The sequence below is a fragment of the Achromobacter sp. DMS1 genome (assembly GCF_001270295.1).
Map to the genome: position 1 here is coordinate 1 of NZ_LHSJ01000043.1, position 19,987 is coordinate 19,987.

Here is a 19,987-nt window from a genome sequence, read left to right on the forward strand (position 1 = left end):
CGCCCGGTCCGTGCGCATCCGGCCCCACTCGGCCCCGGTTCATATGGCCCTGGCGGATAGGCGCCCGGGAAGTGAATTTCCGGGGTATGAGTGCCCGGGACATGAGTTCCTGGAACATGCGCTCCCTGGGCATGGGCGCCATAGCGCGGCGGCGCCGGCTCGCGCACGCCCCGCCCGGCGCCGCAGGCAAACCGGGTCATCCGCGCATCGCGCGCGGGCCGGCCGGCAGAAGCCGGGCGGCCGCCCGCCCAACGGCCGAGCCGCACGCGCAGGTCCTCCGTGCATGCCGGCTCGGTGACGAAGTCGGCCGCGCCCAGCGCCAGCAGGTCTTCGATGGCGGCGCCTTCAGCTCCCGCACCAGCAACAGCAGGGGCGTGTCCAGGCGCCCCTGGCATTGGGCCAGCGCCGTGCGCGCCAGCGAGCGAGGGCGCCGAGACGGGAAGCAGGCAGCTATCGTAGCGTCTGAGCGCCACGGCGAGCCGCGCAATGGCGTCCGCCGGCCCGGACGCGCGCCGTCCGTTCGCGCCCAGGTCTACCGCATGCAGCCGCACGCGGGGCAACAGCGGCTGCCGCCCCGCCATCCATGCCCGCATGGCCCCCACGTGGGCGGGCGCGAGCAGCACGCCGCAATCCAGCATTTCGCGCATGCTCCTGGCCTCCTATTCCGTATGAACAGCGGCAAGGCTACGCCGCTGCGCACGCGCCGCATCCATTCGTGGATCACGCATTGCGGCAGGCCGGCAGGGGCACGCGCCCCGGCGGCGGGTCGGAGCCGCAGCGGCCGCATCGGCGCCGCCGCGAAAGCAAAACCCGCCACGAGGGCGGTCTTGCATGCCGCGAGGGCCGGCTCAGTGCGAGCGGCGGCCTTCGCGCAGCCGGGCGCGCCGCCGCGGCCTGGGCCGCGAGCATGGCGAGCTCGGCTTCGACGACAGCGATGTCGGCCTTGTCCTTGGCGTTGCGCAGCGCCTCTTCGGCGCGCGCTTGCGCGCGTCCAGGGCGCGGGCCTCGTCGAGGTCGGCCGCACGGATGGCCGTGTCGGCCAGCACCGTCACGCTGCCCGGCTGGACTTCCAGGATGCCCCCGGCGACGAAGATGTTTTCCTCGCCTTGGTCGGCACGAACGATCTTTACCGTCCCGGGGCGTATGCGCGAAATCAGCGGGGTGTGGCCAGGCAGGATGCCCAGCTCGCCCGCCTCGCCAGGCAGCACCACGAACTTCGCCTCGCCGGTGAAGATCGCTTCCTCTGCGCTGACGACATCCACATGCAGGGTAGCCATATCGGTTCCTTATTGCAGTTTCTTGGCCTTCTCGAAGGCTTCGTCGATCGAGCCGACCATGTAGAAGGCCTGTTCCGGCAGCGCGTCGCACTCGCCGTTCACGATCATCTTGAAACCGCGGATGGTCTCGGCCAGGGGCACGTACTTGCCGGGCGAGCCGGTGAACACTTCGGCCACGTGGAAGGGCTGCGACAGGAAGCGCTGGATCTTGCGCGCGCGCGCCACGATCTGCTTGTCTTCCGGCGACAGTTCGTCCATGCCCAGAATCGCGATGATGTCGCGCAGTTCCTTGTAGCGCTGCAGCGTCTGCTGCACGCCACGGGCCACCTGGTAGTGCTCTTCGCCCACGACTTGCGGGTCGAGCTGGCGGCTGGAGGAATCGAGCGGGTCCACGGCCGGGTAGATACCCAGGGCGGCGATGTCGCGCGACAGCACCACGGTGGAATCCAGATGCTGGAAGGTCGTGGCGGGCGACGGGTCGGTCAAGTCGTCGGCGGGCACGTACACGGCCTGGATCGAGGTGATCGAGCCCGTCTTGGTGGAGGTGATGCGCTCCTGCAGCTTGCCCATTTCTTCGGCCAGCGTCGGCTGGTAGCCCACGGCGGAAGGCATGCGGCCCAGCAGCGCGGACACTTCGGTGCCGGCCAGGGTGTAGCGGTAGATGTTGTCCACGAAGAACAGGATGTCGCGGCCTTCGTCGCGGAACTTCTCGGCCATGGTCAGGCCAGTCAGCGCCACGCGCAGGCGGTTGCCCGGGGGTTCGTTCATCTGGCCGAACACCATGGCGACCTTGTCCAGAACGTTCGACTCTTCCATTTCATGGTAGAAGTCGTTACCTTCGCGGGTACGCTCGCCCACGCCGGCGAACACCGACAAGCCGCTGTGCTGCTTGGCGATGTTGTTGATGAGTTCCATCATGTTCACGGTCTTGCCCACGCCGGCGCCGCCGAACAGGCCCACCTTGCCGCCCTTGGCGAACGGGCAGACCAGATCGATCACCTTGATGCCGGTTTCGAGCAGTTCCACGGAGGGCGACAGCTCGTCGAAGGCCGGCGCATCCTGGTGGATGGCGCGCTTTTCGTCGCTTTCGATGGGGCCGGCTTCGTCGATGGGACGGCCCAGCACGTCCATGATGCGGCCCAGCGTGCCGGCGCCCACCGGCACCGAGATCGGGGCGCCCGTGGCGGCGACCTTCATGCCGCGGCGCAGGCCGTCGCTGGAGCCCAGGGCGATGGTGCGCACCACGCCGTCACCCAGCTGCTGCTGCACTTCCAGCGTCAGGCCCTTCTCGGCGAACGAGGAACCCTCGTCGACCAGGGTGAGCGCTTCGTAGATCTTGGGCATGTGATCGCGGGGGAACTGAATGTCCACCACGGCGCCGATGCACTGAACGATGGTTCCGTTGCTCATGTCGATTCCTTGCTTGATAGCTTTTGACGGGATGCCCCTCGCCTCAGACGGCGGCGGCGCCCCCTACGATTTCCGAAATTTCCTTGGTGATCGCGGCCTGGCGGGTCTTGTTGTAGACCAGCTGCAGATCGCCGATGACCTTCTTGGCGTTGTCCGACGCCGCCTTCATGGCGACCATGCGGGCCGACTGCTCCGAAGCCATGTTCTCGGCCACGGCCTGGTACAGAAGGCCTTCGACGTAACGCTGCAACAGGTCGTCGATCACGCTACGAGCGTCGGGTTCGTAGATGTAATCCCAGCTGTATTGCGTCTTCAGCTCGGCGGCCGGCGCCAGGCTTTCGGCGCCCGTCTGGAACGGATCGTCCAAACCGCTGGCCAGCGGCAGCAGGCGCAGGAACACCGGCTCCTGGCGCATCGTGTTGACGAAGCGGGTGGTCGCGACGTACAGCGCGTCGATGCGGCCTTCCAGGTAGTCGTCGAGCTGCACCTTGATGGCGCCCAGCAGGCGGTCGAGCTGCGGCTTGTCGCCCAGTTGCACTTCCTGCGACACCAGCTTGGCGCCGATGCGGGTCAGCACGCCCAGGCCCTTGTTGCCCAGCGCGGTCGCCTGCACGGAAATGCCGCGCTGCGCGAATTCCCTGAGCTTGGCCAGCGTCACGCGGGTGACGTTGGTGTTCAGGCCGCCGCACAGGCCCTTGTCGGTGGTCACCAGGACCACGCCGACCGCCTTCATTTCGCGTTCGACCAGGTACGGGTGGCTGTATTCGGGGTTGGCCTGCATCAGGTGCGCGGCAATCTCGCGCACCTTGTTGGCGTACGGACGTCCGGCGCGCATCCGCTCCTGCGCCTTGCGCATCTTGGATGCGGCGACCATTTCCATCGCCTTGGTGATCTTGCGCGTGTTTTGCACGCTCTTGATCTTGGTTCGGATTTCCTTGATTCCGGGCATTGCGCTTTCCTGTGAAGACTGGCCGATGAGGCGGGGCTTGCGCCCCTCCTCATCCGAAGGACGGGGCGCACGCCGCGGCGCGCGCTCCGTCACTTACTTAAAAAGCACCGTGCTTCTTGAAATCCTGGATGGCGGCGGACAGTTCGGCCTCGTCATCCTTGGACAGTTCCTTGGTGTCTTCGATGCGCTGGACCAGGGCGGCGTGCTTGGCCTTGAGCTGATCCTTGAGGGACTTCTCGAAAGCCAGCACCTGGCCGACTTCCACGTCGTCCAGATAGCCGTTGTTCACGGTGTACAGCGTGACGGCCAGTTCCCAGACCTGCTGCGGCTGGTACTGGGGCTGCTTGAGCAGTTCCACCACGCGCTTGCCGCGCTCGAGCTGGCGACGGGTGGCATCGTCCAGGTCGGAGGCGAACTGCGCGAAAGCGGCCAGTTCACGGTACTGCGCCAGGTCGGTACGGATGCCGCCCGACAGCTTCTTGATGACCTTGGTCTGGGCGGCGCCGCCCACGCGGGACACCGAAATACCGGCGTTGATGGCCGGACGCACGCCCGCGTTGAACAGGTCGGTTTCCAGGAAGATCTGGCCGTCGGTAATGGAAATGACGTTGGTCGGAACGAAGGCCGACACGTCGCCCGCCTGGGTTTCGATGATCGGCAGCGCGGTCAGCGAGCCGGTCTTGCCCTTGACGGCGCCGTTGGTGAACTTCTCGACGTACTCTTCGTTCACGCGAGCGGCGCGCTCCAGCAGGCGCGAGTGCAGGTAGAACACGTCGCCCGGGTAGGCTTCGCGGCCCGGCGGACGGCGCAGCAGCAGCGAAACCTGGCGGTAGGCCCAGGCCTGCTTGGTCAGGTCGTCGTAGACGATGAGGGCGTCTTCGCCGCGGTCGCGGAAGTATTCGCCCATCGTGCAGCCGGCATAGGGGGCCAGGTACTGCATGGCCGCCGAATCCGAAGCCGAGGCGGCCACGACGATGGTGTATTCCATGGCGCCGTGCTCTTCGAGCTTGCGGACCACGTTGTTGATGGTCGACGCCTTCTGGCCGATGGCGACGTACACGCAGGTGACGCCCTTGCCCTTCTGGCTGATGATGGTGTCGACGGCCACGGCGGTCTTGCCGGTCTGGCGGTCGCCGATGATCAGCTCGCGCTGGCCGCGGCCAATGGGCACCATCGAGTCGATGGCCTTGATGCCGGTCTGCAGCGGCTGCGACACCGAGCGGCGGGCGATGACGCCAGGCGCCACCTTCTCGATGATGTCGGTTTCCTTGGTGTTGATCGGACCCTTGCCGTCGATGGGCTCACCCAGCGTGTTCACCACGCGGCCCTTCAGCTCGGGGCCGACCGGCACTTCCAGAATGCGGCCGGTCGTCTTGACCTGGTCGCCTTCGGACACGCCGGTATAGTCGCCCAGAATCACGGCGCCGACAGAGTCGCGCTCGAGGTTCAGCGCGAGGCCGTAGACGTTGTTGGGGAATTCGAGCATTTCGCCCTGCATCACGTCGGACAGGCCGTGGATGCGGGTGATGCCGTCGGTCACGGAGACGACGGTGCCCTGAGTGCGGACATCAGCCGAAGCGCCCAGGCCCTCGATGCGGCTCTTGAGCAGTTCGCTGATCTCGGAGGGATTGAGTTGCATAATGACTCCTGGAATCCTGTAAGTTGCCTCAAGCGGCGAGCGTGTCCCGCATGCGGGCCAATTGGGCTTTGACGGAAGTATCGAGCACCTGGTCGCCGACCGACACGTCGTGCAGCTCCTGTCCTTCGATCTGACGGCCCTGGCGCCCATCCTCATCCTGGTGGGCGTGTGGATGTTCCGCCGCTACCCGCCGGGCCGCACGCGCGACCTGGGCCGGGTATTCATCGGGCTGGGCCTGCTGCTGCTGTCGCTGCACCAGCTCGTGGGCCTCTTCGAACCGTTCCAGAACGCCCCCATGCTGGCCATGATGCTGGACGCCCTGGCGACCCAGCCGGTGGCGGCGGTGCTGCTCTCGGCGGCGTTCACCTGGGCCGCGCATTCGAGCGTGGCGTGGTGGTGCTGGTGATGTCGCTGGCCTCGCACCACATGGTGGCGCCGCACGTGGCCTTCGCGCTGGTGCTGGGCGCCAACCTGGGAACCGCCATCAACCCCATGATCGAAGGCGTCACGGGCGACGACCCGGCCGCCCGCCGGCTGCCGCTGGGCAACCTGCTAACCCGCATCGTCGGCGTGCTGGCCGGCCTGCTCGTGCTGCCCTGGCTGCAGCCCATGATGAGCGAGCTGACCAGCGAGCCGGCGCGGGCCGTGGCCAATTTCCACACGCTGTTCAACGCCCTCATCGCACTGGTGTTCCTGCCGCTGCTCACGCCCTACGCGGCCTTGCTGACGCGCTGGCTGCCCAAGCGCGCCGATCCCAACGACCCGTCGCGTCCGCAGTACCTGGACGAATGGGCGCACGACGTGCCGGCGGTGGCGCTGGGCAACGCCGCGCGCGAGGCCCTGCGCATGGCCGACATGCTGCAGACGCTGCTGCTCTATGCGCGCGCCGGTTTCAAGCGCGACAACCGGCACCGCATGGTGCAGGCCCGCCAGCTCGACGCGGCGCTGGACAAGCTGGAAAACGCCATCACGACCTACCTGGCCACCCTGGACCAGGAAAACATGACCCGCGAAGACCAGCAGCGCCTGGACGACATCCTGGCCTTTGCGAGCAACATCGGCCATGCCGGCGACATCGCGCACCATGGTCTGCTCAGCCATATCGCCAAGCTGCGCAAGCAGGGCTGGGTGCTCTCGCCCGAACAGCGCGCCAGCCTGGACGAGACGCTGGGCGAGCTCATCGCCAACCAGCGCCAGGCCGCCGCCCTCTTCGTGAACGACGACCTGCGCCAGGCGCGCGCGCTGGCCGGCGAGAAGTCGCGCTTCCGGGCCATCGAGAGCCAGGCGGCCGAAGCGCACCTGCAAAAGATCAAGTCCGGGCAGGTGGACGCGGCCGAGGTCGGCGCGCTGTACCTGGACATCCTGCGCGACATGAAGGGCATCAATTCGCACCTCGTGGGGGCATCGGCCTACCCCCTGCTCGCCCGCCACGGCGAACTGCTGCCGAGCCGCCTGCGCGAAGCGGACAACTGATCGCCGGCGCGGCGCCGGCCCTCCCGGCTACAGGTAGCGCTTGAACCAGGCCAGCATCCGGCTCCAGCCGTCCTCGGCCGCCTCGCGCCGGTAGCTGGCGCGGTAGTCGGCCAGGAAGGCGTGGTCGGCCTCGGGATACACGATGATCTCCGACTGCCGGGCGGCCTCGTTGCCCTGCGCGAGCTTGCGCTTCATGGTTTCGACGTCGGCCAGCGGAATGCTCGCGTCCTTGCCGCCGTACAGGCCCAGGACCGGGCCGTGCAGCTCGTCGACCACGTCCAGCGCGAAACGCTTGATGAGCGGCCCGTGGCCGACGGCCAGCTTGCCATACCAGGCCACGCCCGCCTTCACGGCCGGATTGTGGGCGGCGTACATCCAGGTGATGCGGCCGCCCCAACAGAAGCCCGTGACGCCCACGCGCCGCGCGTCTCCGCCGTGCCCGGCCGCCCAGGCCACGCAGGCGTCGAGATCCGAAAACACCTGTTCGTCCGGCACCTTGCTGACCAGTTCGGCGATGAGCCTGGGAATGTCGGTATAGGCCGAGGCATCGCCCTGGCGCTCGTACAGGTTGGCCGACACGGCCAGGTAGCCCGCCTTGGCCACGCGCCGGCACAGATCCTTGATGTGCTCGTGCACGCCGAAGATTTCCTGCACCACCAGCACGATGGGCAGCTCGCTCTGCCCCTGCGGCGCGGCATAGTAGGCCGAAATGGCGCCGTCGGCGACGGGGAGCGCGAAGTCTCCGTGCGCCAGCCCTTCGGCATCCGTGTGTATGGCAGTGGGCGCGACCTGGCCCGCGGCGGCGGAAAAACTCATGGCGTACTCCTGTAGGAATGACACTGGCGCCGGCCGCCCGCGCATGCCGCCTTGGCGGCGCGCGGGCGGTGGCGGCGAAACGCCCGGGACGCTTTCCGAACCGCCGCCGGTTCAGTGCATGTGCACTTGGCCGGCCGCTCGTCCGCATGCACGGCCTCGCCGTGGGCGTGGCCATGGTGCATCAGCGTGGTGACGCTGTAGATCAGCGCCACGCCCACGCCCACGAGCAGCAGTTGCGGAATGGCGTCCGCGAGGGATATGCGTTCGTGCATCTGCGGGATCAGGTCGGCCACCGAGATGTACAGGAAGCTGCTGGCGGCAACCACCAGCACGTACGGCACCCATCCCTGCGCCTGCTGCAGCACGAAGACTCCTATTATGCCTCCCACGGCTGAACACAGGCTGGAGAAGAGGATGAGCGAGAAAGCGCGCCGGCGCGCCAGCCCGGCGTTGATGAGCACCACGAAGTCGCCCAGCTTGTGCGGCACTTCGTGGACGATGATGGACGCCGCCGTCAGCACGCCCAGCACGGGATCGGTCAGGAAAGCCGCCGCGACCAGCACGCCGTCGCACAGGTTGTGCAGCGAACTGCCGATGAGGATGAGCACGCCGCCGCGCCCCGCTTCGTGGCGGTCGTGGCCCTTGTGGTGATGGTGCCCGTCGCCTTCATGGTGATGGCTGTGGCGCAGCAGCGCGATCTTCTCCAGCACGAAAAAGCCGATGAGCGACGCCAGCATCAGTCCGAAGAAGACGTGCGCGTCGGCGGCGTCGGACTCGAAAGCCTCGGGCAGCAGGTGCAGCAGGGCCACCGACAGCAGCACGCCGACGGACAGGCTCACCATGTGGTGCAGATACCTGGCGAACACCTTGTAGGCCAGCCAGTGGGCGACGAGCACGGCGATGAGGCCGCCGGCGACGGTGGCAAGTAGGACCCAGATGAGGAGCATGGAGAAAAGCCCGGAAAAAAGGCGCAGGAGGCGGAAAGCGCAACATTATATTGTTGCAGCCCCCAAAAGCGGAAATGGCCGGGCGCCGGGGCCGTTCCTCCGGGGCGGAGGAACGGCCCCGGCGCCCGCTCAGTGGGCCTGCTCCCAGTTCTTGCCGGCTCCCACCTCGGCCACCAGCGGCACCCGCAGCGTGGCCACGCCGCACATGAGGCGCGGCAGGGCTTCGCGCACCAGGGTCAGCTCTTCGTCGGGCGTCTCCAGCACGAGTTCGTCGTGCACCTGCATGATCATGCGCGTCTGCAGCCGCTCGGCCTCGATCCAGTCCTGCACGGCCACCATGGCCATCTTGATGAGATCGGCCGCGGTTCCCTGCATGGGCGCATTGATGGCCGCGCGCTCGGCTGCCTGGCGGCGGGGGCCGGAAGCGCCGCGGATCTCCGGCAATTGCAGCCGGCGGCCGAACACGGTTTCCACGTAGCCCTGTTCGCGGGCCAGGCGCCGGGTATTTTCCATGTACATGGCCACGCCCGGATAGCGGGCGAAGTAGCGGTCGATGTACTGCTGCGCCGCATCGCGGGTGATGCCCAGGTTCGACGCCAGCCCGAACACGCCCATGCCGTAGATCAGGCCGAAGTTGATGGCCTTGGCGGCGCGGCGCTGCTCGGCGGTCACCTGGGCCAGCGGAATGCCGAACACCTCCGAGGCGGTGGCGCGGTGGATGTCTTCGCCGGCCGCGAAGGCCCGCTGCAGGTTCTGGTCGTCGGAAACATGCGCCATGATGCGCAGCTCGATCTGCGAATAGTCGGCCGACAGCAGCAGTCCGCGCTCGGCGATGAAAGCCTCGCGCACGCGCCTGCCGGCCTCGGTGCGCACGGGAATGTTCTGCAGGTTCGGGTCGGACGAGGCGAGCCGCCCGGTGATGACGGCCGCCTGCGAATAATGCGTGTGCACCCTGCCCGTGGCCGGGTTGATCATGCGCGGCAGCTTGTCGGTATAGGTGGACTTGAGCTTGGACAGCCCGCGGTAGTCGAGCAGCACCTGCGGCAGGGGGTAGTCCTGCGCCAGCTTGCTCAACACCTCTTCGTCGGTGGACGGCGCACCGCCGGCGGTCTTGCGCACCACCGGCAGCTGCATGCGGCCGAACAGGATCTCGCCCAGTTGCTTGGGCGAATTCAGGTTGAAGGGCTGCCCGGCGAGTTCGTAGGCCTTCTGCTCGAGCTGCAGCATTTCCTGGCCCAGCTTGTGGCTCTGGCGCGCCAGCTCTTCGGCGTCCACCTTGACGCCGTTGCGCTCCATCGTGGTCAGCACCGCGGAAACCTGCATCTCCAGCCGGTAGATGCGGTCCAGACCGGCATCGGCCGCCACCTGCGGGCGCAGCGCCTGGTGCAGCTGGAGCGTGAAATCGGCGTCCTCGGCCGCATAGTGCCCGGCTTTTTCCACCGCCACTTCGTCAAAGCCGATCTGCTTGGCGCCCTTGCCGCACAGGTCTTCGTACGACACGCCGCCGCGGCCCAGGTGCCGCAGCGCGAGATCGTTCAGGCCCACGCCCCGGTGCGACTCCAGCACGTAGGCCTGGAGCATGGTGTCTTCGGCGATGCCAGCCAGGGCGATGCCTTCGTTGGCCAGCACGTGGGTATCGTATTTGGCATGGTGCAGCAGCTTGGGCCGGAAGGCGTCTTCCAGCCACGGACGCAACCGCTCAAGCGCCTCGGCCTTGGGCAGCTGCTGCGGGGCATCGGGGCCGCGGTGCGCCAGGGGCACGTAGCAGGCCACGCCGGGCGCCACCGACATGGACAGGCCGACCAGGCGCGCCTGCATCTCGTCGAGCGAAGTGGTTTCGGTGTCCAGCGCCACCAGCGGCGTGTCGCGGACCAGCGCCATCCAGTCGTCCAGGGCCTGCCAGTCGGTGATGATGCGGTAGTCCAGTTCGGCCGGGGCCGCCGGCGCCGTGGCCGCCACACGCCCGTCGCCCGCGGGAATGCGCTCGGGGTCGCCCGTGAGATCGCGCAGCCAGGTGCGAAAGCCGTAGCGCTCATAGATTTCGGTCAGCGCGGCGACGTCGCGCTCGCGCGGCGCCAGGTCTTCGATGCGGTCCACGTGGCCGGTCAGGTCGCAGTCGCACTTCACCGTGAGCAGCTGGCGGGTCAGCGGAAAATTCGGAATGGCCGCGCGCAGGTTGGCGCCCGCCACCCCTTTCACCTGGTCCGCGCCCTCCACCAGCTTGTCGATGGAGCCGTACTCGCCTATCCATTTGGCGGCGGTCTTGGGGCCCACCTTGGTCACTCCGGGCACGTTGTCCACGGTGTCGCCCACCAGCATGAGATAGTCGACGATGCGGTCGGGCGTCACGCCGAACTTCTTCAGCACGCCCTCTTCGTCCAGCACCTCGCCGCTCATGGTGTTCACCAGCGTGACGTCGGCGTTCACCAGCTGGGCGAGGTCCTTGTCGCCCGTGGAAACCACGGTGCGCACGTCCTGCTCCGCCGCGCGCCGGGCCAGCGTGCCGATGATGTCGTCGGCCTCCACCCCTTCGATGGCGAGCACCGGCCAGCCCAGCGCACGCACCGCGCGGTGAATGGGGTCGATCTGGGCCGCCAGGTCTTCGGGCATGGGCGGACGATGTGATTTGTAATCTGGATACAAATCGTCCCGGAAGGTCTTGCCGCGCGCGTCGAAAATGCAGGCGGCATATTCTGCCTTATAGTCGGATACCAGTTTGCGCAGCATATTCACCACGCCATAGAGCGCGCCCGTCGGTTCGCCTTGCGCATTGCGCAAATCAGGCATAGCGTGGAAAGCGCGGTACAGGTAGCTCGAACCGTCGACCAGCAATAAGGTTTTTTTCATGGTTACAAAGGCAGATATGGATACACCCGCCGGCAAACAAATTCCGCTGATTATGTCAGAGATACGGACCGCGGCTGAAAAGCTCGCGGATATCGGGCCGGCGGTCAGCATCTTCGGCAGCGCGCGGGTCAGCCGCAATTCACCGTACTACGAAACCACCGTCGCCATTTCCTCGGCGCTGGCCGACGCCGGCTTCGCGGTGATCGCCGGCGGCGGGCCGGGCATCATGGAGGCGGCCAACAAAGGCGCGTTCGAAGCCGGCGGCACCAGCATCGGCCTCAACATCAGCCTGCCGCACGAAGCGCACAACAACGAATATCAGACCATCAGTCTTTCGTTCGAGTACTTCAATTCGCGCAAGGCGACTTTCTTCATGCACAGCTTCGCCTACGTGGCGATGCCGGGCGGCTTCGGCACCATGGACGAACTGTTCGAGGCGCTCACGCTCATCCAGACCGGCAAGGTGCCGCCCGCCCCGATCGTGCTGGTGGGCACCGAGTACTGGTCCGGCCTGGTGCAATGGCTGGGCGACAGCATGCTGTCCAATGGCATGATAAGCGCCCACGACCTGGAATTGTTCACCATCGAGGACGACCCGCGCAAAGTCGTGCGCCGGGTCGTGGAGTTCCACGAAAAAGTCACTTCCGACGCGCAGTACGCTCCCTCGCTGCCGGCCTGAACGCCGCTGCGCGCGGACCGGCCCAGGTCAGGCCCGCATGAACGCCGGCACGACGTCGGCCGGAATCGGGCAGACATAGGGCTGGCCGTCGCGCGCGTCCAGCAGCTCCTGGCGCGCCCGCGCCAGCGTGTCCGGCCGCGCATACAGCTCCGCCGCGGTGGCGGCCAGGATCTTGGCGGCGTGCGCCATGCCCTTGTGCGCCATCGGCATCTTGCCCTGGGCCACCATCTGCCACGAGTGGAAAGGCGTGCCGTAGGCATAGCACGCGCCCCAGAACTGGGCGGTCGGCGCGACCCAGCTCACGTCGCCCACGTCGGTCGAACCGTAGCTGATCTCGCGCTTTTCCGGATCGTAGGGCGCCACGCCTGCGTACAGCGGCTCGGGGTTGCGCAGCACGGCGCCCAGGTTCTTGCCCGCGTTCTCGATATCGCTCCCGGAAATCGCACCCCACATGCGCCGGGCGGCCTGCGCCTCGCCCTCGGTATAGACCGGCCCCCGCAGCGCCAGCATCTGCTCGTACATCACCTGGCTGATGGCGCGGTTCGGCATGTAGTTGGAACATGCCTTGTCGAAGACGACCTCCAGTTCGCAGCCGGTCATGAGGGCAGCGCCGCGCGCCACGTTCCCCACCCGTTCGTACAGTTCGGCGGCCTGCGCATTGCGCGGCGCGCGCACCAGGTACAGCACTTCGGCGCGCGCCTGCACCACATTGGGCGAAATGCCGCCGCTGTCGGTCACCGCGTAGTGCACCCGCGCCTCCGGCAGCATGTGCTCGCGCAGGTAATTGACGCCGACGTTCATCAGTTCCACCGCGTCCAGCGCGCTGCGTCCCAGATGGGGCGAATTGGCCGCATGCGCGGCCACGCCGCGAAAACGGAAATAGGCTTGGATATTGGCCAGCGACGACTGGTGGAAAATACCGGTGTGCGAAGCCGGATGCCAGGTCAGGGCGGCGTCCAGATCGTCGAACAGGCCGGCCCGCGCCATGAATGTCTTGCCCGAGCCGCCCTCTTCGGCCGGACAGCCGTAGAAGCGGATCGTGCCCGGCAAGCCGCTGCCGGCCAGGAATTCCTTCACCGCCGCCGCCGCCAGATGCGCGGCGCGCCCAGCAGATGATGGCCGCACCCATGCCCGTTGCCGTTGGGCGTCTCCGCCGAGGGCTTGCACGCGCAGGCGCCGCTTTCCTGGCTAAGGCCGGACAGCGCGTCGTACTCGCCCAGCAGGCCGATCACCGGCCCGCCCGCGCCCGCCTCGGCCACGAATGCCGTGAGAATGCCCGCCGCGCCACGCGTCACCCTGAAACCCGACGCCTCCAGTTGGGCGATATGCAGTTCGGCCGATCTGTGCTCGTCGTAGCGCAATTCGGCAAGATTCCAGATGCGGTCGCTCAGCTCGGCGTAGCGGCCGCTGCGCGCATCGATGAACGGCACGAGTGTCTCAATCGCTCCCATGATGGCTCCCTCGGATCGGCATGATGGAAGGCCGGCGCACGGCCGGCCGCCCCGCCAGTTTCGGTGAATTCGCGCGCGGATGCCAGCGGCGGGCACGGCGGAGCGCCTTCCGGAATCCGGCCGAAAAAACGCGGACGGATGCCGTCCGGCGTTTTGCTGCGCGGGCAGCGGGCGGCGCTGCCGCCCCGGCCCTCAGGCCGCGGCCTCGCGCGCGGCGCGCTTGCGCTCGTGCTCCTGCAGGTGGCGCTTACGCAGGCGGATCGACTTGGGAGTGATCTCCACCAGTTCGTCGTCGTCGATGAACTCCACCGCGTATTCGAGCGAAAGCTGGATGGGCGGCACCAGGCGCACGGCCTCGTCCGTGCCGGAGGCGCGAATGTTGGTCAGCTGCTTGCCCTTGATGGGATTCACGACCAGGTCGTTGTCGCGGCTGTGGATGCCGATGATCATGCCTTCGTACAGCGCCTCGCCCGGGCTCACGAACATGCGGCCGCGATCCTGCAGCTTCCACAGGGCGTAGGCCACGGCCTCGCCGTTGTCCTGGCTGATCAGCACGCCATTGCGGCGCTCGCCGATGGAACCTTCCTTGACGGGCGCGTACTCGTGGAAGATGTGGCTCATCAGGCCCGTGCCGCGCGTCAGCGTCAGGAATTCGTTCTGGAAGCCGATCAGGCCGCGGGCGGGAATCAGGTATTCGAGACGGGTGCGGCCACGGCCGTCCGGCTGCATGTCCTGCAGGTCGCCCTTGCGGCGGCCCAGCTCTTCCATGACGCCGCCCTGGTGCGCGTCTTCCACGTCGATGGTCAGCGCCTCGAACGGCTCGCACTTCACGCCGTCGATTTCCTTGAACACCACGCGGGGACGGGACACCGCCAGTTCGTAGCCCTCGCGGCGCATGGTTTCGAGCAGGATGGTCAGGTGCAGTTCGCCCCGGCCCGACACTTCGAACACGGTGTCGTCGCCGGTGTCGCGCACGCGCAGCGCCACGTTGGATTTCAGCTCGCGGTCCAGGCGGTCGCGCAGCTGGCGGCTGGTCACGAACTTGCCTTCGCGGCCGGCCAGCGGCGAGGTGTTCACCATGAAGTTCATGGTCAGCGTCGGCTCGTCGATGCGCAGCATGGGCAGCGGCTCCTGCACGACCGGATCCATGACGGTGGAGCCGATGCCGATCTCCTCGATGCCGTTGATGAGCACGATGTCGCCGGCCTGGGCCTCGTCCACCACCACGCGCTCCAGGCCGCGGAACTTCAGCACCTGGTTGATGCGGCCGCGGCCGCCCTGGCCGTCGGGGCCGAACTTGTAGGCGACTTCCATGCCCGGACGCATGCGGCCTCGGTTGATGCGGCCCACGCCGATCTTGCCCACGTAGCTGTTGTAGTCCAGCGAGATGATCTGCATCTGCAGCGGGCCGTCGGGATCGTCTTCGCGCACCGGCACATGCTCGAGGATGGCCTCGAAGAGCGGGCGCATGTCGCCCTCGCGCACGTCGGGCGACAGGCCGGCATAGCCCGCCAGGCCGGAAGCGTACACGACGGGGAAGTCGAGCTGTTCTTCGGTCGCGCCCAGCTTGTCGAAGAGATCGAAGGTGGCGTTGATGACGTAGTCGGTGCGGGCGCCGGGACGGTCGACCTTGTTGACCACGACGATGGGCTTCAGGCCCAGGGCCAGTGCCTTGCGGGTCACGAAGATGGTCTGGGGCATGGGGCCTTCGACCGCGTCGACCAGCAGCAGCACGCCGTCCACCATGGACAGCACGCGCTCGACCTCGCCGCCGAAATCGGCGTGACCCGGGGTGTCCACGATGTTGATGTGCGTGCCCTGGTATTCCACGGCGCAGTTCTTGGCCAGGATGGTGATGCCGCGTTCCTTTTCCAGGTCGTTCGAGTCCATGACCCGTTCGGCCACCGCCTGGTTTTCGCGGAAGGTGCCCGACTGGCGCAGGAGTTGGTCGACCAGGGTGGTCTTCCCGTGGTCCACGTGGGCGATGATGGCGACGTTGCGCAAGGCGCGAGTCATAGCGTGTCCTTTAAGATCTGGTGGCGGGCAGCAGGCCCGCCGGCAATTCGTTCAGCGCAAGCAATGCCTGCTTGGGATCTGGCATGGCCTGCAAGGCTTCCAGCGTAACGGCGCGGTCCAGTGAAAACGGCCCGACGTGCGTGCGCCGCAGCGCCGCCAGGTGGGCATAGCAACCCAGCGCCCGCCCGATGTCCTGGGCGAGCGTGCGGATGTAGGTGCCCTTGCTGCATGCCACGTCGATCTCCGCCCGGTTGCCCTCGAGCGACAGCAGATCGATCCGGTAGATCGTCACCTGCCGCGGCGGGCGCTCCAGTTCGATGCCCGCGCGCGCGTATTCATACAGCGGTTTGCCATCGCGCTTGAGCGCCGAATACATCGGCGGCACTTGCGAGATGGCGCCCGTGAAACGTGACAGCGCCTGGGCAAGCGCGGCCTCGTCCACATGGAATCCGGCTTCCGCCCGGGCGGTGATATTGCCCGTCAGGTCGCCGGAATCGGTTTCTTCGCCAAATTGCAGCGTAGCGCGATATGCCTTGTCGGCGTCAAGCATCGCGCCGGAAATCTTGGTGGCGCGTCCCATGCAGCACACCAGCAGCCCGGTCGCGAAAGGATCGAGCGTGCCGGTGTGGCCGGCCTTGGCGGCGTCCATGGAGCGCCTTGCGCGCTGCAGCGCATGATTGCTCGACAAGCCCTCGGGTTTGTCGAGCAGCAGCACACCGTCGAGCGCGAGCCCGCGTCGTTTAGCCATCGTCGGAATCCGGAGAAAAGCAGTGACGACAGCCCGGTCAGGACTGGTCTTCAGGTTCGTCGGGCACGCCCGAATGCGGGCCGGGCCGGTTGGCGCGGTCGATCAGGATCGACATTTCGATGCCGCGGGCGATCTGCGCGTCGTGGATGAAGCGCAAGGTGGGAACGGTGTGGATGTGCAGCAGCTTGTAGAGCTGGGAGTGCAGCCAGCCGGCCTTTTCGTTCAGCAAGGCGGCCGCGGCCTCGGGCTCGGCGCCCAACACCGTGAAGTACACCTTGGCATGCGCGTAATCGGCCGACAGCTCCACGCCCGACAGCGTGATCAATCCGGCGCGGGCCGTGTCGATCTCGCGCTGGATGATGCCGGCCAGATCCTTCTGGATCTGGTCGGCCAGCCGCTGGTTGCGGCCGGGGATGGCTTTGGACTTGTGACGGCTCATGAAATGAATAATGCCCGCGCGACACCTTACAGGGTGCGCGCGACTTCCTTGATTTCAAAGACTTCCAGCTGGTCGCCCACCTGGATGTCGTTGTTGCCGCGCAGCGTCAGGCCGCAATCGAAACCCGCCTTGACTTCCTTGACGTCGTCCTTGAAGCGGCGCAGCGATTCGAGATGGCCGGTCCAGTGCACCACGTTGTTGCGCAGCAGGCGGACCTGGGCGTCGCGGCGCACCACGCCGTCCAGCACCATGCAGCCGGCGATGTTGCCGATGCGCGAAATGGTGTAGATCTCGCGGATCTCGACCAGGCCGATGATCTCTTCCTTCTTCTCGGGCGCCAGCATGCCCGACATGGCCGCCTTCACCTCGTCCACGGCGTCGTAGATGATGTTGTAGTAGCGCACGTCGATGCCGTTGCTCTCGGCCAGCTTCTTGGCGCTGGCCTCGGCCCGCACGTTGAAGCCGATGATGACGGCGTGCGAGGCGATGGCGAGGTTCACGTCCGTTTCGGAGATGCCGCCCACGGCGGCGTGCACCACCTGCACGCGCACTTCGTCCGTGGAGAGCTTGGTCAGCGACTGCACCAGCGCTTCCTGCGAACCCTGCACGTCGGTCTTCACAATGAGCGTGAGGGTCTGCGTGCCTTCGCCCATGTTGTCGAACATGGATTCGAGCTTGGCGGCCTGCTGGCGGGCCAGCTTGACGTCGCGGAACTTGCCCTGGCGGAACAGGGCGATTTCGCGCGCCTTGCGCTCGTCGGACAGCGCGATCAGCTCGTCGCCGGCGGCGGGCACTTCCGTGAGGCCCTGGATTTCCACCGGGATGGACGGACCGGCCGACTGCACCGGCTTGGCGTTCTCGTCGAGCATGGCGCGCACGCGGCCGAAGCTCGCGCCGGCCAGCACCACGTCGCCGCGCTTGAGCGTGCCGCTCTGCACCAGGATCGTGGCCACCGGGCCGCGGCCCTTGTCGAGGCGCGCTTCGATGACCAGGCCCTTGGCGGGCGCGTCGACCGGGGCCTTGAGCTCCAGCACCTCGGCCTGCAGCAGCACGTTCTCGAGCAGGTCGTCGATGCCGTCGCCGGTTTTCGCGGACACCGGCACGAAAGGCACGTCGCCGCCGTATTCTTCGGGCACCACTTCCTCGGCCACCAGTTCCTGCTTGACGCGGTCGGGGTTGGCGGACGGCTTGTCGATCTTGGTGATGGCCACGACCATGGGCACGCCCGCGGCCTTGGCATGGTGGATGGCCTCGCGCGTCTGCGGCATGACGCCGTCATCGGCAGCCACGACCAGGATGACGATGTCGGTCGCCTTGGCGCCGCGGGCACGCATGGCCGTGAATGCCTCGTGGCCCGGGGTGTCCAGGAAGGTGATCACGCCGCGCTCGGTTTCCACGTGATAGGCGCCGATGTGCTGCGTGATGCCGCCGGCCTCGCCCGCCGCCACCTTGGCGCGGCGGATGTAATCCAGCAGCGAGGTCTTGCCGTGGTCGACGTGGCCCATGACGGTCACCACCGGCGCGCGCGGCAGCGCCTCGGCCTCGCTCACGTCGGCGGCTTCGTCCAGGAAGGCTTCCGGATCGTCCAGCTTGGCGGCGATGGCGGTGTGGCCGAGTTCCTCGACCACGATCATGGCGGTTTCCTGGTCCAGCACCTGGTTGATGGTCACCATCTGGCCCAGCTTCATGAGCTGCTTGATGACCTCGGCGGCCTTGACCGACATCTTGTGGGCCAGGTCGGCCACGCTGATGGTTTCGGGCACGTGCACTTCGCGCGCGATGAATTCCTGCGGCGCCGGTTCGGCGCGGCGCTCGTTCTGCTGGTTGCGGCCGCCGCGGCCGCCCTTGCCGCCCTTGCCGGCGCGCCAGCCGTCACGGCTCGCGGGGCCCGAGGGCTTGTCCGCGGGCTTCTTGCGGGCGCTGTCTTCGGACCAGGTGGACGACACCTCGGCCGTCTTGATGGTCTTCTTGGAGCCCGGCGCGGCCGCTTCGCATCCTTCTTGGCGGCGGTGGCGGCGGGCGCCTGCTTGCCGGCCGGCTTGTGCAGCGTGCCGACCAGCGCGGCGGGCGAGCATGGCGCGCACGCGGCCGAAGCTCGCGCCGGCCAGCACCACGTCGCCGCGCTTGAGCGTGCCGCTCTGCACCAGGATCGTGGCCACCGGGCCGCGGCCCTTGTCGAGGCGCGCTTCGATGACCAGGCCCTTGGCGGGCGCGTCGACCGGGGCCTTGAGCTCCAGCACCTCGGCCTGCAGCAGCACGTTCTCGAGCAGGTCGTCGATGCCGTCGCCGGTTTTCGCGGACACCGGCACGAAAGGCACGTCGCCGCCGTATTCTTCGGGCACCACTTCCTCGGCCACCAGTTCCTGCTTGACGCGGTCGGGGTTGGCGGACGGCTTGTCGATCTTGGTGATGGCCACGACCATGGGCACGCCCGCGGCCTTGGCATGGTGGATGGCCTCGCGCGTCTGCGGCATGACGCCGTCATCGGCAGCCACGACCAGGATGACGATGTCGGTCGCCTTGGCGCCGCGGGCACGCATGGCCGTGAATGCCTCGTGGCCCGGGGTGTCCAGGAAGGTGATCACGCCGCGCTCGGTTTCCACGTGATAGGCGCCGATGTGCTGCGTGATGCCGCCGGCCTCGCCCGCCGCCACCTTGGCGCGGCGGATGTAATCCAGCAGCGAGGTCTTGCCGTGGTCGACGTGGCCCATGACGGTCACCACCGGCGCGCGCGGCAGCGCCTCGGCCTCGCTCACGTCGGCGGCTTCGTCCAGGAAGGCTTCCGGATCGTCCAGCTTGGCGGCGATGGCGGTGTGGCCGAGTTCCTCGACCACGATCATGGCGGTTTCCTGGTCCAGCACCTGGTTGATGGTCACCATCTGGCCCAGCTTCATGAGCTGCTTGATGACCTCGGCGGCCTTGACCGACATCTTGTGGGCCAGGTCGGCCACGCTGATGGTTTCGGGCACGTGCACTTCGCGCGCGATGAATTCCTGCGGCGCCGGTTCGGCGCGGCGCTCGTTCTGCTGGTTGCGGCCGCCGCGGCCGCCCTTGCCGCCCTTGCCGGCGCGCCAGCCGTCACGGCTCGCGGGGCCCGAGGGCTTGTCCGCGGGCTTCTTGCGGGCGCTGTCTTCGGACCAGGTGGACGACACCTCGGCCGTCTTGATGGTCTTCTTGGAGCCCGGCGCGGCCGGCTTCGCATCCTTCTTGGCGGCGGTGGCGGCGGGCGCCTGCTTGCCGGCCGGCTTGTGCAGCGTGCCGGACAGCGCGGCGGGCGCCTCGGGTTCGGGCGCGCG

9 protein-coding genes and 8 pseudogenes are annotated in these 19,987 nt (G+C 67.5%); 2 read left to right on the plus strand and 15 right to left on the minus strand.

Annotation, left to right across the window (positions count from 1 at the left end; genetic code table 11):
- From AD428_RS27615 to AD428_RS25995, 6 genes and pseudogenes are all read right to left on the minus strand, one after another.
- Positions 1-647: pseudogene (locus AD428_RS27615) on the minus strand (hypothetical protein); the annotation flags it as partial.
- Positions 648-848: 201 nt separating this feature from the next.
- A pseudogene (locus AD428_RS07410) lies at positions 849-1,277 on the minus strand (F0F1 ATP synthase subunit epsilon).
- Positions 1,278-1,286: 9 nt separating this feature from the next.
- Positions 1,287-2,687, minus strand: a complete 1,401-nt coding sequence (gene atpD / locus AD428_RS07415; RefSeq protein ID WP_053244702.1) for a F0F1 ATP synthase subunit beta — start codon at positions 2,685-2,687, stop codon at positions 1,287-1,289.
- A 43-nt stretch (positions 2,688-2,730) separates the two neighbouring features.
- Positions 2,731-3,636 (minus strand): F0F1 ATP synthase subunit gamma, encoded by a 906-nt coding sequence (gene atpG / locus AD428_RS07420; RefSeq protein ID WP_053244703.1) that lies wholly within the window; start codon positions 3,634-3,636, stop codon positions 2,731-2,733.
- 97 nt (positions 3,637-3,733) lie between these two features.
- Positions 3,734-5,275 carry a F0F1 ATP synthase subunit alpha gene (atpA, locus tag AD428_RS07425; protein WP_053244704.1) on the minus strand — a complete coding sequence of 514 codons (1,542 nt, stop codon included), beginning with the start codon at positions 5,273-5,275 and terminating at the stop codon, positions 3,734-3,736.
- Between the two features lie 28 nt (positions 5,276-5,303).
- A pseudogene (locus AD428_RS25995) lies at positions 5,304-5,381 on the minus strand (F0F1 ATP synthase subunit delta); the annotation flags it as partial.
- On the opposite strand from AD428_RS25995, the pseudogene AD428_RS07430 reads away from it, so the two are divergent.
- Positions 5,382-6,748 (plus strand): annotated as a pseudogene (locus AD428_RS07430) (Na/Pi cotransporter family protein); the annotation flags it as partial.
- 27 nt (positions 6,749-6,775) lie between these two features.
- Here AD428_RS07430 and AD428_RS07435 read toward each other — a convergent pair.
- The 3 genes and pseudogenes from AD428_RS07435 to polA form a co-directional block, all read right to left on the minus strand.
- Positions 6,776-7,564: a dienelactone hydrolase family protein gene (locus tag AD428_RS07435; RefSeq protein WP_053244705.1), complete on the minus strand. Its 789-nt coding sequence runs from the start codon at positions 7,562-7,564 to the stop codon at positions 6,776-6,778.
- Between the two features lie 137 nt (positions 7,565-7,701).
- Positions 7,702-8,511 (minus strand): annotated as a pseudogene (locus tag AD428_RS07440) (ZIP family metal transporter); the annotation flags it as partial.
- A gap of 129 nt (positions 8,512-8,640) precedes the next feature.
- Complete coding sequence (gene polA, locus AD428_RS07445; RefSeq protein WP_053244706.1) at positions 8,641-11,358, minus strand: DNA polymerase I; 2,718 nt, start codon at positions 11,356-11,358, stop codon at positions 8,641-8,643.
- A gap of 52 nt (positions 11,359-11,410) precedes the next feature.
- Here polA and AD428_RS07450 point away from each other — a divergent pair, with 52 nt between their 5' ends.
- Entirely contained in the window at positions 11,411-12,037 is a 627-nt protein-coding gene (locus AD428_RS07450; protein WP_053244710.1) for a TIGR00730 family Rossman fold protein, read from the plus strand.
- 27 nt (positions 12,038-12,064) lie between these two features.
- Here AD428_RS07450 and AD428_RS07455 read toward each other — a convergent pair.
- The 6 genes and pseudogenes from AD428_RS07455 to infB (AD428_RS29090) form a co-directional block, all read right to left on the minus strand.
- Positions 12,065-13,488 (minus strand): annotated as a pseudogene (locus tag AD428_RS07455) (M20 family metallopeptidase).
- A 192-nt stretch (positions 13,489-13,680) separates the two neighbouring features.
- A complete protein-coding gene (gene typA, locus AD428_RS07460; RefSeq protein ID WP_053244707.1) occupies positions 13,681-15,504 on the minus strand; it encodes a translational GTPase TypA in 1,824 nt (607 codons plus the stop codon).
- A 10-nt stretch (positions 15,505-15,514) separates the two neighbouring features.
- Positions 15,515-16,252: a tRNA pseudouridine(55) synthase TruB gene (gene truB, locus AD428_RS07465; protein WP_053244708.1), complete on the minus strand. Its 738-nt coding sequence runs from the start codon at positions 16,250-16,252 to the stop codon at positions 15,515-15,517.
- A 37-nt stretch (positions 16,253-16,289) separates the two neighbouring features.
- On the minus strand, positions 16,290-16,691 hold the full coding sequence (gene rbfA, locus AD428_RS07470) for a 30S ribosome-binding factor RbfA (RefSeq protein WP_053244709.1): 402 nt from the start codon (positions 16,689-16,691) through the stop codon (positions 16,290-16,292).
- A 26-nt stretch (positions 16,692-16,717) separates the two neighbouring features.
- Positions 16,718-18,753: pseudogene (infB, locus tag AD428_RS07475) on the minus strand (translation initiation factor IF-2); the annotation flags it as partial.
- Between the two features lie 58 nt (positions 18,754-18,811).
- A pseudogene (gene infB / locus AD428_RS29090) lies at positions 18,812-19,843 on the minus strand (translation initiation factor IF-2); the annotation flags it as partial.
- Positions 19,844-19,987 lie beyond the last annotated feature (144 nt).

Excerpts from the sequence above, each read along its gene's own strand:
- atpD (WP_053244702.1), bottom strand. The coding sequence starts at position 2,687 with ATGAGCAACGGAACCATCGTTCAGTGCATCGGCGCCGTGGTGGACATT.
- atpG (WP_053244703.1), bottom strand. The coding sequence starts at position 3,636 with ATGCCCGGAATCAAGGAAATCCGAACCAAGATCAAGAGCGTGCAAAAC.
- atpA (WP_053244704.1), bottom strand. The coding sequence starts at position 5,275 with ATGCAACTCAATCCCTCCGAGATCAGCGAACTGCTCAAGAGCCGCATC.
- AD428_RS07435 (WP_053244705.1), bottom strand. The coding sequence starts at position 7,564 with ATGAGTTTTTCCGCCGCCGCGGGCCAGGTCGCGCCCACTGCCATACAC.
- polA (WP_053244706.1), bottom strand. The coding sequence starts at position 11,358 with ATGAAAAAAACCTTATTGCTGGTCGACGGTTCGAGCTACCTGTACCGC.
- AD428_RS07450 (WP_053244710.1), top strand. The coding sequence starts at position 11,411 with ATGTCAGAGATACGGACCGCGGCTGAAAAGCTCGCGGATATCGGGCCG.
- typA (WP_053244707.1), bottom strand. The coding sequence starts at position 15,504 with ATGACTCGCGCCTTGCGCAACGTCGCCATCATCGCCCACGTGGACCAC.
- truB (WP_053244708.1), bottom strand. The coding sequence starts at position 16,252 with ATGGCTAAACGACGCGGGCTCGCGCTCGACGGTGTGCTGCTGCTCGAC.
- rbfA (WP_053244709.1), bottom strand. The coding sequence starts at position 16,691 with ATGAGCCGTCACAAGTCCAAAGCCATCCCCGGCCGCAACCAGCGGCTG.